Origin of the sequence: Streptomyces sp. NPDC005483 (genome assembly GCF_040606035.1) — a bacterium.
Taxonomy (GTDB): Bacteria; Actinomycetota; Actinomycetes; order Streptomycetales; family Streptomycetaceae; genus Streptomyces.
In genome coordinates this window covers 138,899-152,248 of sequence record NZ_JBEXEA010000017.1, presented here as the reverse complement: position 1 = coordinate 152,248, position 13,350 = coordinate 138,899, and the positions used below count along the sequence as shown (strand labels likewise).

The 13,350-nt window shown below is 70.7% G+C and carries 13 protein-coding genes and 2 pseudogenes; 10 read left to right on the top strand and 5 right to left on the bottom strand.

What is annotated here, in order from left to right; all coding sequences use genetic code 11:
- Positions 1-49: 49 nt before the first annotated feature.
- Positions 50-160: pseudogene (locus tag ABZT06_RS30210) on the bottom strand (transcriptional regulator); the annotation flags it as partial.
- Between the two features lie 174 nt (positions 161-334).
- Between ABZT06_RS30210 and ABZT06_RS30205 the strand changes: the two are divergent.
- Positions 335-1,234, top strand: a complete 900-nt coding sequence (locus ABZT06_RS30205; RefSeq protein WP_355747761.1) for a transglutaminase domain-containing protein — start codon at positions 335-337, stop codon at positions 1,232-1,234.
- Here ABZT06_RS30205 and ABZT06_RS30200 read toward each other — a convergent pair.
- Positions 1,231-2,502 carry a PucR family transcriptional regulator gene (locus ABZT06_RS30200; protein WP_355747758.1) on the bottom strand — a complete coding sequence of 424 codons (1,272 nt, stop codon included), beginning with the start codon at positions 2,500-2,502 and terminating at the stop codon, positions 1,231-1,233. The genes ABZT06_RS30205 and ABZT06_RS30200 overlap by 4 nt on opposite strands.
- Positions 2,503-2,595: 93 nt before the next feature.
- Between ABZT06_RS30200 and ABZT06_RS30195 the strand changes: the two genes are divergently transcribed.
- The gene (locus ABZT06_RS30195) at positions 2,596-3,045 is read left to right on the top strand and encodes a nucleoside deaminase (RefSeq protein ID WP_355747756.1); all 450 of its coding nucleotides are present in this window, start codon (positions 2,596-2,598) and stop codon (positions 3,043-3,045) included.
- On the top strand, positions 3,026-4,003 hold the full coding sequence (locus tag ABZT06_RS30190) for a 2-oxoglutarate and iron-dependent oxygenase domain-containing protein (protein WP_355747753.1): 978 nt from the start codon (positions 3,026-3,028) through the stop codon (positions 4,001-4,003). The genes ABZT06_RS30195 and ABZT06_RS30190 overlap by 20 nt, the downstream gene beginning before the upstream one ends.
- A gap of 195 nt (positions 4,004-4,198) precedes the next feature.
- Here the strand turns inward: ABZT06_RS30190 and ABZT06_RS30185 are convergent, their stop codons facing one another.
- Both ABZT06_RS30185 and ABZT06_RS30180 read right to left on the bottom strand, forming a co-directional pair.
- The gene (locus ABZT06_RS30185; RefSeq protein WP_355747750.1) at positions 4,199-5,590 is read right to left on the bottom strand and encodes a cytosine permease; all 1,392 of its coding nucleotides are present in this window, start codon (positions 5,588-5,590) and stop codon (positions 4,199-4,201) included.
- 109 nt (positions 5,591-5,699) lie between these two features.
- Positions 5,700-6,089 (bottom strand): PLD nuclease N-terminal domain-containing protein, encoded by a 390-nt coding sequence (locus ABZT06_RS30180; protein WP_355747747.1) that lies wholly within the window; start codon positions 6,087-6,089, stop codon positions 5,700-5,702.
- An 87-nt stretch (positions 6,090-6,176) separates the two neighbouring features.
- Here ABZT06_RS30180 and ABZT06_RS30175 point away from each other — a divergent pair, with 87 nt between their 5' ends.
- The 3 genes from ABZT06_RS30175 to mqnP are packed head-to-tail and all read left to right on the top strand — an operon-like array spanning position 6,177 to position 9,021.
- A complete protein-coding gene (locus ABZT06_RS30175; protein ID WP_355747745.1) occupies positions 6,177-7,634 on the top strand; it encodes a menaquinone biosynthesis decarboxylase in 1,458 nt (485 codons plus the stop codon).
- Positions 7,631-8,101, top strand: coding sequence for a hypothetical protein (locus tag ABZT06_RS30170; RefSeq protein WP_355747743.1), 471 nt, complete (start codon positions 7,631-7,633; stop codon positions 8,099-8,101). The genes ABZT06_RS30175 and ABZT06_RS30170 overlap by 4 nt, the downstream gene beginning before the upstream one ends.
- A complete protein-coding gene (mqnP, locus tag ABZT06_RS30165; RefSeq protein ID WP_355747741.1) occupies positions 8,098-9,021 on the top strand; it encodes a menaquinone biosynthesis prenyltransferase MqnP in 924 nt (307 codons plus the stop codon). The genes ABZT06_RS30170 and mqnP overlap by 4 nt, the downstream gene beginning before the upstream one ends.
- 174 nt (positions 9,022-9,195) lie before the next feature.
- On the opposite strand, the gene ABZT06_RS30160 is transcribed toward mqnP, so the two are convergent.
- On the bottom strand, positions 9,196-9,798 hold the full coding sequence (locus tag ABZT06_RS30160; RefSeq protein WP_355747738.1) for a rhomboid family intramembrane serine protease: 603 nt from the start codon (positions 9,796-9,798) through the stop codon (positions 9,196-9,198).
- An 80-nt stretch (positions 9,799-9,878) separates the two neighbouring features.
- Here ABZT06_RS30160 and ABZT06_RS30155 point away from each other — a divergent pair, with 80 nt between their 5' ends.
- The 4 genes and pseudogenes from ABZT06_RS30155 to ABZT06_RS30140 all read left to right on the top strand — a co-directional run bounded on the left by ABZT06_RS30155 (position 9,879) and on the right by ABZT06_RS30140 (position 13,308).
- Positions 9,879-10,562 carry a UbiX family flavin prenyltransferase gene (locus ABZT06_RS30155; protein WP_355747735.1) on the top strand — a complete coding sequence of 228 codons (684 nt, stop codon included), beginning with the start codon at positions 9,879-9,881 and terminating at the stop codon, positions 10,560-10,562.
- Between the two features lie 95 nt (positions 10,563-10,657).
- The gene (locus tag ABZT06_RS30150; protein ID WP_007383915.1) at positions 10,658-11,113 is read left to right on the top strand and encodes an Lrp/AsnC family transcriptional regulator; all 456 of its coding nucleotides are present in this window, start codon (positions 10,658-10,660) and stop codon (positions 11,111-11,113) included.
- A 48-nt stretch (positions 11,114-11,161) separates the two neighbouring features.
- Positions 11,162-12,325 carry an aminofutalosine synthase MqnE gene (gene mqnE / locus ABZT06_RS30145; RefSeq protein ID WP_355747731.1) on the top strand — a complete coding sequence of 388 codons (1,164 nt, stop codon included), beginning with the start codon at positions 11,162-11,164 and terminating at the stop codon, positions 12,323-12,325.
- A gap of 332 nt (positions 12,326-12,657) precedes the next feature.
- A pseudogene (locus ABZT06_RS30140) lies at positions 12,658-13,308 on the top strand (UdgX family uracil-DNA binding protein).
- Positions 13,309-13,350: the final 42 nt, after the last annotated feature.

Genomic DNA, 13,350 nt, shown 5'->3' with positions numbered 1-13,350 from the left:
TAGATCGCGTGATGTCCGTCGGGTTACGAAAGTGTCGACTTGGGACCGGTCAGGAGCCCGCTCTGAGCACGAGTTCCAGCAGGCCCGGGAAGCGGGCGTCGAACTCCGCCCGCCGCAGCCGGTTGACCCGCCTCGGCCCCTCGTCACGCTGCTCCACGAGCCGGCCGACGGGACCGTGTCCCTGCCGGTCACACGGGCAAGCTGCTGCTGAGGGTCGGTCGATCCTCGTGAAGTGCCGCCCGTCTCCTGGACATTCGGCGGGGAATTTTGACACGGTGGGGTGCGCCGGCCCGTAATCGAACACGTGGTCGATGACGCCTTTCGGGAGCCCGCCGTGTCCCTCTCCTTCTACGCCGAGCAGAGTGCCTTCTCCGACCCGGGTGAACTCGCCTTTCTCTACGACGAGTTGCCGCACGATCCCGCCCAACTGGCCCGTGTCGTACGTGATGTGATGATCCACCGGGTCGAGGGTGATCTCTTCGGCCACACCCATCCGGCCGACCGGCTCCACAACGACGCGGAGTCCCGCTACATCGACGTCGTCCTGCGGATCCTCACCGAGCGGAACGACGCCCCGCTGACCGTGCGGCGCGAGCCGGGGGACCGGTTCGTCGGGATCTGCCGTGACTTCACGCTGCTGCACGTCTCCCTCCTGCGCCATGCCGGCATCCCGGCCCGGCTGCGGTCCGGGTTCGCCGACTACTTCGGTACGACCGGCTTCCACGGCGACCACGTCGTCACCGAGTACTGGGACGAGGAACGGGGCTGGCTGCTGGCGGACGCGCAGCTGGCCGACCCGGAGTTCACGGCCAACTGGGCGGTGGACTTCGACCCGATGGACGTTCCCCGGTCGCGTTTCCTCGTCGCCGGTGAGGCCTGGCGGGCGATCCGGGAGGGCGGGGCGGACGAGACGGCCTTCGGACTGCATCCGCCGACGGAGGGGCCGTTCTTCGGGGAGCGGTTCGTGGCGGGCAACATCCGGCTCGACCTCGCCGCGCTGAACAAGGTGGAGACCTTGCTGTGGGATGTCTGGGGTGAGGACGACGGGGAGCCGGGGACGGCGTTGCCGCAGGCGTCGAGGGAGTTCTACGACCGGGTCGCGCCGGTGGTGAGCGGGGAGGTGTCCTTCGAGGCCGTGCGGAGGCTGTTCGCCGAGGAGGACGGGTTGCGGACGCCGCCGACGGTCACGTGTTACGCGCCCTTCAACGGGACGCACCTCGTCACCCTGCGCTAAGCGGTTCTTTTGAGGTGCGGCGCCGTCGCGGCCGGCCGCCGCGTTTCACGTACGACCCGGTGCGCACAGGTCGCCGTCAGCAGCTCCCCCAGCAGGTCCGGGTCGTCGATCTCCAGGCCCAGCAAGGTCTCGATGCGCTCCAGGCGTTGGTACAGCGACTGACGGCCTATGTGGAGCAGAGCGGCCGTGCGGGTCGGGGAGCAGCCGTTCCTCAGATGGGTCTCCAGGGTGCGGACCAGGTCACTCGGGTGGGCCGCCTCCCAGGACAGCAGGGGGCCCAGGGTGCCCTGGACCAGGGCCGACAGGCGTTCTCTGTTGGCGTCCACCCCACCCCTCGTCAGCTCCCGCTCCAGGGCCAGTGCCCTCGACGAGGTCACCAGGGGGCCCTCCGGGTCAGCCGGTTCGGCCGAGGGGACGGTCAACGCCAGCTCCAGCGTCGTACGGGCCGCCCGCAGTGTGTCGCTCCAGCGCAGCCAGCCGCCGTCGGAGGCGGAGACGGCGTGTCCCACGGCGACCGTGAGTCCGGGGGCCGCCGTCGTGCGGAAGACCTCCTGGACCGCCTTCACCGGGTCGCCGGGGCGGGTGGCGCCGTGCAGGGACAGCAGTGCCAGGACGTCGCCCGGGAACGCGGCCCGCACCACCCCGGCCCCGCCCAGCAGCCGTACCGCACGGTCGACGGTGCTCACGTCCCGGGTGCCGTGCAGCGACACCCCGATCAGCCGGGCGCCCGGGCCCGGATGGAACCCGGCGAGCGCCGCCCGCGCCTCGACCTCCGGCTGGTTCAGCGCCGCCCGGTCGGCGAGGTCGGCGAGCAGGGCCGCCGTATGGTCGTCGCCCCACGGCCGTACCACCGAACGGCCCGACAGACCGCGGGCGACGATCGCCCGGTTGGCGGCCTCCGTGATCCGTACGAAGGGCACGACCCGGTGCATCGCCAGCAGCGGCAGCTCACGGCGGCGGGCCTCGTCGACCACCTCGGCGGGCATCACCGGCAGGGACCGGCCGACCTCCACCGCCAGCCCGGCGGCGCCCCGGGCGGCCAGCTCCCGGACGTAGCGGCGACGGGTCTCCTCGTCGGGGTCGGACAGGCCGAAGCCGTTGGTGAGCAGGAGCTCGCCGCCGTCCAGGAAGTTCGCGCCCTCGTAGACCTCGCTCGAGTGCACCCAGCGCACCGGGCGGTCCAGCGCGGTGTGTCCGGCCAGCAGGTCGGGCTCGGCGGCGCGGACCGGATCGAGGGTCAGGATCTCGCGAAGGGTGAGTGCGGGCATGCGCGCCTCCCGACAGTTCGTCCGGCTGTGGGCTGCCCGGAGAGTACTTTCCGCACGTTGCCCTCGTGTTTCGGCCACAGGAGAGTGAGAGGCATGGATCAGGCACAGGCACACCAGTGGCTCGCCACCGCCGTCGAGGAGGCCCGCGCCGGGCTCGCCGAGGGCGGCATCCCCATCGGGGCCGCGCTCTACGGCGCCGACGGCACCCTCCTCGGACGCGGCCACAACCGGCGCGTCCAGGACGACGACCCCTCCACGCACGCCGAGACGGCCGCCTTCCGGGCGGCCGGACGGCAGCGGTCGTACCGCGGTACGACGATGGTGACCACCCTCTCGCCCTGCTGGTACTGCTCCGGACTGGTCCGGCAGTTCGGGATCGGGCGGGTCGTGGTCGGGGAGGCCACCACCTTCCACGGCGGCCACGACTGGCTCGCCGGGCACGGGGTGGAGATCGTGCTCGTCGACGATCCCGAGTGCGTCCGGATGATGACCGACTTCATCGAGAAGAACCCGGCACTGTGGAATGAGGACATCGGTGAGTGAGCCCCGCATCCCCACGATCGATCTGCGCCCCTGGGTGGACGGCGACCCCGAGGCCCGCGCGGCGATCGCCAGGACCGTCGACGAGGCGCTTCGGACGGCCGGCTTCCTGCTGGTCACCGGGCACGGAGTCGACCCGGCCCTGCGCACCCGGATCCGGGAGGCGGCGCGGACCTTCTTCCGGCTGCCCGCGGAGACGAAGAGGGAGTACGAGGCGAAGGTCGGCGGCCGGGGATGGCTCGGTCCGGGCGCCGAGGCCAACGGCTACTCGGAGGGGACCGAGACCCCGCCGGACCTGAAGGAGTCGCTGACCTTCGCCACGCACGAGCCCTTCGAGGACCCGGTCGTCAACGCGGAGTGGTACGCGCCGAACGTCTGGCCCGCCGAGGTGCCGGAACTGCGGACGCTGTGCGAGGAGTACCTGGAGCAGATGGGCGAGCTGGAGAAGCGGCTGCTCTCCCTCCTCGGTGAGGCCCTCGGGCTCGAACCCGACTTCTTCTCCCGGCACATGGACCATCCGACCTACGGCTTCAACATCAACTGGTATCCGGGGACCGAGGTCATCGGGGAGCCGCAGCCCGGGCAGTTCCGTATCGGCCCGCACACCGACTTCGGCACGGTCACGATCCTCGACCGGCAGGCCGGCAAGGGCGGCCTCCAGGTCTTCACGGACGCCGGCGGCTGGGAGGACGCGCCCTTCGACCCCGACGCGTTCACCATCAACATCGGTGACCTGATGGCCCGTTGGACCGGCGACCGCTGGCGGTCCGGCCGGCACCGGGTGCTGCCGCCACCGGCCGACGCGCCCGCCGAGGAACTGATGTCACTGGTCTACTTCGGCGAGTGCACCCCGGGCACGACCGTCGAGTCCGTCCCGGCACCGGTCGGACGCGTGGCGTACGAACCCGTCGACTCCCACACGTACCTGCGGGCGAAGCTGGACTCGATCACGGTCGCCTGAGGAGAGCACGGCGGGCGGGGCCCCCGTGGGCTTTCCGGCTACGGGGGCCCCGCAGCGCGGCGGCGGCTCACCTGTGCCGACACTGCGGCCGTCGACGCGCAGGCCGCCGCCAGTGCACCGAGGGCACCCTCGTCGCCCGGGCCGAGGGAAACGGCCGTGCACTGCCGACCGTCCGGTCCTCGGCCTGAGCGGCCGTCACCTGGCCGGTGACCGCCTCCGCAGCGCCGCGTACAGCACCGCGCTCACCGCGAAGCCGACTACAGGGGTGATGTCCCCGAACGACGGCCAGTGCTCCGGTACGTAGCCGACGTAGTCCTCCTGGTTGGAGAAGAGGGGGACTGAGACCGCCACTCCGATCAACAGGGCCGCGAGACCGGGCCAGTTGGTGAAGGCGCGGTCGGTGAGGCGGGCGGCGAGGACGTCGTGGGAGGTGCGGGAGCGCGTGAGGCGTTCGACCAGGACGACGCCCAGCCAGGGCGCCACCCAGTACGCGATCACCAGCAGGAACGCCTCATACGCCGCCCCCGCGTCGGAGAGCGAGGCCCACGCCGCCGCCGTACCGGCGACCCCGGACACCACGACCAGCACGCTCCGGCTCAGCCAGGCGGGGAGGTCCAGGCCGAAGGAGGCGATCGAGATGGCACCGGAGTACACGTTGAGGGCGTTGGCCGAGACCCCGCCCAGGATGATCGCGAGCAGGACCAGGTCGCCCAGCCAGCCGGGCAGATGGCCGGTGAAGGCCGCCGTCGGGGTCGCGTCCTTCGGGGCCAGGATGGTCGCAGAGGCCGCGCCGATCACCGCGACCACCGTCACCGACAGGAACAGCCCGAGCGCCGGGTAGAGGATCGTCCTGAACCTGTTCGCGGTACGGGGGAGATAGCGCGAGTAGTCCGAGGCGTACGGGTTCCAGCCCGCCGCGTAGCCCCAGGCCGCGCTGAACGCGAGCAGGAACCCGCCGACGCCGCCGCCGGTGCCGCCCCCGCCGAGGTCGGCGTCCTTGAAGGTCCACACCCCGGCGAGCAGGAAGATCACCGCGAGGGCGGGGAAGGCGTACTTCTCGAAGACGTGGACGAAGTTGTGGCCGATGAAGCCGATCAGGATCTCGGCGGCCACCACCAGGAGGAGGGACGGCAACGGGCGCAGCCCGGTCAGGGTGTTGAGCGCGAAGGCCGCGCTCACGCTGTTCACCGCGAACCAGCCGACGCCCGCCACCAGGCCGTTGGCCGCGGCGGGCAGGATGTTGCCGCGGTGCCCGAAGGAGAAGCGGCCGATCACCATCTGCGGCACCCCGAACCGGGGCCCGTCCAGGGACAGGACGCCCTGGGTGATCGCGCCGAGGGCGGTGCCGAGCACGATGGCGGCCGTGGCCTGCCAGAAGCTCAGGCCGAAGAAGAGGACCGCGATCACGCCGATGAAGACGGTCGCGAACTCGATGTTCGGAGAGGCCCAGGTCCACAGGAGCTGGAGCGGGCCGCCGTGGCGTTCGGCCTCGGGGATGGGTTCCGAGCCCGCCGCCTCGACGGCGATGACCTTGTCACCGTATGCGGGAGCGAGGGTGCCGGCGGAGTCGGCGGGAGCTGTCGTCATGCGAGGTAAGTGTCCGGCCCGCGTCCGGCTCCGCCCAGGGGCGCAATGTCCGCTTCGGGGGGCTCGGCGGCTTACAAGGTGTACGGCTTACACGGCGTACGGCCCCGGGTCAGTTCGCCTTCGGGTCCTCGCCCTGCTCCCGGCGCTTCAGTTCCTCCTCGCGGCGGCGCAGGTCGGCCTCCCAGTCCTTCAGCAGGGCCTCGTCCTTCTTGTGCTCGGCCTTGAGGGAGTTCAGGAACTCGGGGTTGTCGTCGGGGGCGACGTACTCCATGCGGTGGTTGCGGTGCCACTCGGAGGGGGTACGGCCGTTCACCGGCGGGGTGCGCAGCTTGCCCGCGGCGAGCCAGGCGATCGGGCCGACGATCCAGAACAGCAGGATGATGAAGACCCAGGCGATCTTCGGAAGGTGCTTCGCCTCGTCCTCGGGGGTGTTGAGGCAGTCGATGAACGCGTAGATCGTCAGCGCCAGCGGAATCAGGTACATCAGCAGCCGGAACATGTCTTTTGGCCCCCCAGGGAACGTTGTGTGGAGCCTGTGACGGGCCCCTGACGGGGTCAGGGTAGCGGCTCGGGGATACTTGACCCCATGGCTTACGACGATCTTCGCTCCCTGCTCAGGGCACTGGAACGCGAGGGAGACCTCAAGCGGATCAAGGCCGAGGTCGACCCGTATCTGGAGGTCGGGGAGATCGTCGACCGGGTCCAGAAGGCGGGCGGCCCCGCGCTGCTCTTCGAGAACGTCCGCGGGTCCGCCATGCCGCTCGCCATGAACGTCTTCGGGACCGACCGCCGGCTGCTGAAGGCATTGGGCCTGAAGTCGTACGGCGAGATCTCCGAGAAGATCGGCGGGCTGCTGCGTCCCGAACTCCCGCACGGCTTCGTCGGCGTGCGTGAGGCCTTCGGGAAGCTCGGCGCGATGGCGCACGTCCCGCCCAAGAAGGTGAAGTCCGCGGGCGCCCCGGTCCAGGAGGTCGTCCTCACCGGGGACGACGTCGACCTCGACCAGCTCCCGGCACTCTTCACCTGGCCGCAGGACGGCGGGTCCTTCTTCAACCTGGGACTCACCCACACCAAGGACCCGGAGAGCGGGATCCGCAACCTCGGTCTGTACCGCCTGCAGCGCCACGACAAGCGCACGATCGGCATGCACTGGCAGATCCACAAGGACAGCCGCAACCACTACCAGGTCGCCGCCCGGCGGGGCGAGCGCCTCCCGGTCGCGATCGCCTTCGGCTGCCCGCCCGCGGTCACCTACGCCTCCACGGCCCCTCTTCCCGGGGACATCGACGAGTACCTCTTCGCCGGGTTCATCGCGGGCAAGCGGATCGAGATGGTGGACTGCAAGACGGTCCCGCTCCAGGTCCCCGCGCAGGCCGAGGTGGTCATCGAGGGCTGGCTGGAGCCGGGCGAGATGCTGCCGGAGGGGCCCTTCGGGGACCACACAGGGTTCTACACCCCGCAGGAGCCGTTCCCGGCGCTGAAGATCGACTGCGTGACGATGCGGAAGCGGCCGCTGCTCCAGTCGATCGTCGTGGGCCGCCCCCCGACGGAGGACGGACCGCTGGGACGCGCCACGGAACGCTTCTTCCTCCCCCTGCTGAAGATCATCGTTCCGGACATCGTGGACTACCACCTGCCCGAGGCGGGCGGCTTCCACAACTGCGCGATCGTATCGATCGACAAGAAGTACCCGAAGCACGCGCAGAAGGTGATGCACGCGGTCTGGGGGGCACACATGATGTCGCTGACCAAACTGATCGTGGTCGTCGACGCCGACTGCGACGTGCACGATCTGCACGAGGTCGCCTGGCGGGCGCTGGGCAACACCGACTACGCCCGTGACCTCTCGGTCGTCGAGGGACCGGTCGACCACCTCGACCACGCCTCCTACCAGCAGTTCTGGGGCGGCAAGGCGGGCATCGACGCGACGAGGAAGTGGCCCGAGGAGGGCTACACACGGGACGGCGGCTGGCCCGAGATGGTGCTGTCCGACCCGGAGACGGCGGCGAAGGTCGACCGCCGGTGGAAGGAGTACGGCCTGTGAGCCCCATCCCCGCGGGCGGCCCGGCCCTGTTCATCGGCACCGACACCGACTACGTGGCCCTCGTGCGGCCCCGACTGGACCCGGCCGACCCGGGTGTCCGGGCGGCCGCAGAGCAGGCGGGCGTCACGCCGGAGGAGCTCGCCGGCCCAGGTGACACCTGGGCCGTCCTCTTCGAGCACGGCGGCGACGGCGACGGCTTCGAGCTGCCCGGTGTGCGCGACGCGGAACCCGCCGACTTCGCGGAGCGGCTGCGCGCGGAACTCAGTGCGGCGGACGGTCCGTTCACGGTCGACGGCGGAGCGGCGCTGCGGCTGGACGCCCGCCCGGCCGGCGCGGACGGATACGCCTTCACAGCGCACATCACCCCGCCCGACGACGCCGGGACACCGCTGACCGTGCAGACGGGCCCGCTGTCCGCCGCCGCACTCCTGACCGACCTCGACGCCTTCCTCGGGAGCCTCGCATGATGACCACCGCCGACGGGGTCGTGGGCCCGGGCCCGGCCCCTCAGCCGACGGGGAAGGTGAAGGGCTTCCTGCGTCTCGTGATGATCGAGCACTCGGTCTTCGCGCTGCCCTTCGCGTACATCGCCGCGCTGACCGCGATGTACGAGTGGGACAAGAACATCCACTGGGGGCGGCTGCTCCTGGTGACGGTCTGCATGGTCGGCCTGCGCACCTTCGCGATGGCGGTCAACCGGATCATCGACCGGGAGATCGACGCGCGGAACCCCCGGACGGCACAGCGGGAGCTGGTCACCGGGGCGATGTCGGTGAAGCACGCCTGGACCGGCGCACTGGTCGCGGTCGTGGTCTTCCTCGGCTCGGCGGCGCTGCTGAACCCGCTGTGCCTGGCGCTCGCTCCCGTCGCGGTGATCCCGATGGTGGTCTACCCGTACGGGAAGCGGTTCACGAACTTCCCCCAGGCCATCCTCGGTCTCGCCCAGGCGATGGGTCCGGTGGGCGGCTGGCTCGCGATCACCGGGGAGTGGTCCTGGGACGCGGTCATCCTCGGTCTGGCCGTCGGCATCTGGATCGGCGGGTTCGACCTGATCTACGCCTGCCAGGACGTGGAGACGGACCGGGAGATCGGCGTCATGTCGGTGCCGGCGCGGTTCGGTATCCCGGCGGCGATCTGGGGGGCCCGGGTGTGCCACGCCCTGACGACGTCCCTCCTGATCTGGTACGCCGTGGCCACGGAGGCGGGCGGGTTCTTCTGGGTGGGCCTGATGATCGTCGCGGGTGCGTTCGTGTACGAGCACTCGATCGTGCGTCCGCATGACCTGTCCCGCCTCAACCGGGCGTTCTTCAGCGTCAACGGCTTCATCGGGATTGCCCTGTTCGTGTGTGCGCTGCTGGATCTGCTGGTGCGGGGGTTGACGGTCTGAGGCGGGATCATGGGGGCCCGCGGGTCGGTTGCGGGCTTGCGGGTTGTGGGGGTTGCTCGCGCAGTTCCCCGCGCCCCTGAGTAGGTACAGGTCCTCGGTGTTTGAACGCGAACGCCGTTGCCACCCCTGCCACCAGGCCCGGCGGGCTGCGAGGCGGTGGGGGAGTGGGTTCACTCACGCCTGGAGCGCGTCGTGACCCGGCTTGCGCCTGAGCAGGAACGCGGCCGCCACTCCCGCCATCAGCCCCAGCAGATGCCCCTGCCAGCTGACCCCGGTCTGGGTCGGCGCCAGGCCCATCACGATCGAGCTGCCCCAGATCGCACCGACCAGCACCCCTGCGAGAACGCCCAGCGGGCGGCGCTCCACCACCCCGCTCACCAGCAGGTAGCCGAACAGGCCGAAGATCAGGCCCGACGCGCCCGCCGTGTTGGTGTGGGCCGGGGCTATGAGCCAGACGCCGAGGCCGTCGGCCACGATGATCAGGGCGCAGACGGCGGCGAACCGGCGCAGGCCGCCGAGGGCCGCGAGGAACCCCATGACCAGCAGCGGGACGCTGTTGGCGGCCACGTGGGCGAACCCGAAGTGGATGAAGGCGGCCGGGACGACGTCGACCAGCTCGGACGGGGTGCGCGGGGTGATGCCGAGGCCGTCGAGGGCGTGGCCGCTCGCCACGTCCACCACTTCCAGCAGCCATAGCAGCGCGACCCAGCCCGCCATCAGCTTGGCCGCAGCCTTCGCACGGTCACCGCGCGACCACTCGAGTTCCCTGCCCGTCATGCCGATCCCCTCCCCGTCGGAAGAACGCCCGACCCCCCTTGGCCGGTTCCCACCCTGTGACGCCGGATAGGCTCGGGGGTGTGAACCCAGTCAAGCCAGGAGAGACGCGGCGTACGCCTTGGATCGTAGGGGTGTCCGGCGCCTCCGGCACCCCGTATGCCGCGTCCGTACTGCGTGCGCTGCTCGCCGCCGGTGAGAGCGTCGACCTGGTGGTCTCCCGTGCCTCGCGGCTCACCCTCCTCGACGAGACGGGGATCTCGTTCCGGGACGCGCACTGGCGCGAGGACCTGCGGGAATGGCTGGACCGGGGGGCCGACGGCAAGCCCGGCACCTTCGAGGCGGACATCAGCGCCGTGCGGTACTGGAACGCCGGGGACCTGGCCGCAGGGCCGTCCTCGGGGTCGTATCCGAGCAAGGGGATGCTGATCGTCCCCGCCTCCACCGCCTGTGTCGCCGGAGTCGCCCTCGGCCTCTCCAAGGACCTGTTGCAGCGGGCCGCGAGCGTGACGCTGAAGGAGCGGCGCCCGCTGGTCGTGGCCGTACGGGAGACTCCCCTGAACGGCCAGACGCTCCGGCACCTCGTCGCACTCGACGACGCCGGCGCGAGCGTGGTCCCGGCCTCGCCGGGGTTCTACGCGGGCGCCACCCACATCCAGGACCTGGTGGACTTCGTCGCCGGGCGGGTGCTGGACGCGGCGGGTGTCGGGCACGACCTGTACCGGCGCTGGCGGGGCGAACTGGGCGGCGGCGCCCCGGGTCAGTAGGGCGGGTCAGGTCGGCACGGCACGTCGGGTCAGCAAGGCAAGTGGCAGTACCTCTCATCACTTCAGGCACTTTTTCAGCGGAAGGCTTCGATCCCATGGACGCGGTGGACAGGCAGCTCATCCAGGCCCTGAGGGAGAACGGCCGGGCCTCCTACGCGGAGCTGGGGCGCCTCGTCGGTCTGTCGGGACCCAGCGTCACCGACCGCATCAACCGGCTGGAGGCGGCCGGTGTCATCACCGGTTACCGCGCCACCGTCGACTCCGCCTCGCTCGGCCTCGGCGTCACCGCGCTGATCGGTATCTCGCTGGGGGACGCGGTCGACCACGAGGACGTGGCGCGCCGGCTGAGAGACCTCGGTGAGATCGAGGACTGCTGGTTCATCGCGGGCGACGACTCGTACATGCTGAAGGTCCGGGCGCCTGACGTCGACGGGCTGGAGAAGATCATCCGGCGGCTGTCCGGGACCGAGGGGGTCTCCCGGACCCGCACCACGATCGTGCTGTCGACGAAGTGGGAGAACCGGGTCGGCGAGCTGCCCGAAGAGGCGTAGACGTACGGTTGTCGGAGTCGTTCGGGGTCGTCGGAGAGAGGTGTGGGCATGGACGTCGGGCTCAAGCGCGAGCTGGAGGACAAGGTCAGGGCCGGTGAGCGGCTGACCCGTGAGGACGGCATCGCGCTGTACGAGTCGGACGACCTGGCCTGGCTGGGCGGTCTCGCGCACGAGGTGCGGACGCGGAAGAACGGCGACGTCGTCCACTTCAACGTCAACCGTCACCTCAACATGACCAACGTGTGCACGGCGTCCTGCGCCTACTGCTCCTTCCAGCGCAAGCCGGGGGAGAAGGACGCGTACACGATGCGCATCGAGGAGGCGGTGAAGCTCGCCAAGGCGATGGAGGGCGAGAACCTCACCGAGCTGCACATCGTCAACGGGCTGCACCCGAACCTGCCGTGGCGCTACTACCCGCGGTCGCTGCGCGAGTTGAAGGCGGCGCTTCCGGAGGTCTCCCTGAAGGCCTTCACCGCGACCGAGATCCACCACTTCGAGACGATCTCGGGTCTGTCGGCGTCGGAGATCCTCGACGAGCTGATCGACGCGGGTCTTGAGTCCCTCACCGGCGGTGGCGCGGAGATCTTCGACTGGGAGGTCCGGCAGCACATCGTGGACCACCGCACCCACTGGGAGGACTGGTCCCGCATCCACCGCCTGGCGCACGAGAAGGGGCTGAAGACCCCGAGCACCATGCTGTACGGCCACATCGAGGAACCCCGTCACCGCGTGGACCACGTCCTGCGGCTGCGTGAGCTCCAGGACGAGACCGGCGGCTTCCAGGTCTTCATCCCGCTGCGCTACCAGCACGACTTCGTGGACGTGAAGGACGGCAAGGTGCGCAACCGCCTTCAGTCCCGCACCCAGATGGCGACGGGCGCGGAGGCCCTGAAGACCTTCGCGGTCTCCCGCCTGCTGTTCGACAACGTCCCCCACGTCAAGGTCTTCTGGGTCATGCACGGCGTCCAGACCGCCCAGCTGGCCCTCCAGCACGGCGCGGACGACATGGACGGCTCGGTGGTCGAGTACAAGATCACCCACGACGCCGACAACTACGGCACGCCGAACAAGCTGACCCGTGAGGACCTGCTGGACCTCATCCGCGACGCGGGCTTCCGCCCGATCGAGCGGAACACGCGGTACGAGATCATCCGCGAGTACGACGGCCCGGACACGGGCCGCCGGGAGGCACCGCAGCCGATGCGTCTCTGAGCGCCCGGAGGCGGCCCGGGTCGCGGAAGCCGACACTCGGTGAACTAAGCGATCAACCCTCACGGCCCCGAGACCGCGCCCCTCTTGGCCCACCGCCTGCACCTACGGGCACGTGGACGCCGCCAGGGGCGCGGGGAACTGCGCGATCAACCCCCACCGGCCCGCACCCGGGGCCCGAGACCGCACCCCCTTCGCTCACCGCCCGTACCTACGGGCACGTGAATGCCGCCAGGGGCGCGGGGAACTGCGCGATCAACCCCCACCGGCCGGCACCCGGGCCCGAGACCGCACCCCCTTCGTTCACCGCCCGCGCCCACGGGTACTCGGCCGTCATGGTGAGCGCCGAGGCACCTGAGGACGCGTACACCGCCGAACCCTTCCTCCCGGACCGTGGCGGCCTGGCCGCCCTGCGCGAGGCCGCCGCCGGCTGCCATGGGTGCCCCCTCCACCGGGACGCCACGCAGACCGTCTTCGGCGAGGGCACCGCACACGCGCGCGTGATGCTCGTGGGCTAGCAGCCCGGTGATCAGGAGGACCGGCAGGGGAAGCCGTTCGTCGGGCCTGCCGGGAAGCTCCTCGACCGGGCCCTCGCGGAGGCCGGGATCGACCCGGCGGACGCCTACGTCACCAATGCCGTCAAGCACTTCAAGTTCACGCAGGCCGAGCCGCGCAAACGCCGTATCCACAAGGCGCCGAACCTGAGGGAGATGACGGCCTGCGCCCCCTGGCTCGCCAGGGAGCTGGAACTCGTCGGACCGGAGCTGATCGTCGTGCTCGGCGCCACCGCGGGCAAGGCGCTGCTCGGCTCGTCGTTCCGGGTGACGCAGGTGCGCGGGACCGTGCTGGAGGAGGAGATCCACGGCAGGCGCGAGCGCCTGGTGCCGACCGTGCATCCGTCGGCGGTGCTGCGGGCCGACGACAGGGAGGCCGCCTACCGGGGCCTGGTGGCGGACCTGGAGGTGGCGGCCCGGGCGCTCGGGTGACGTACGTGACGCCGGACCCCACTTGAGGCGACCCAGACGTAA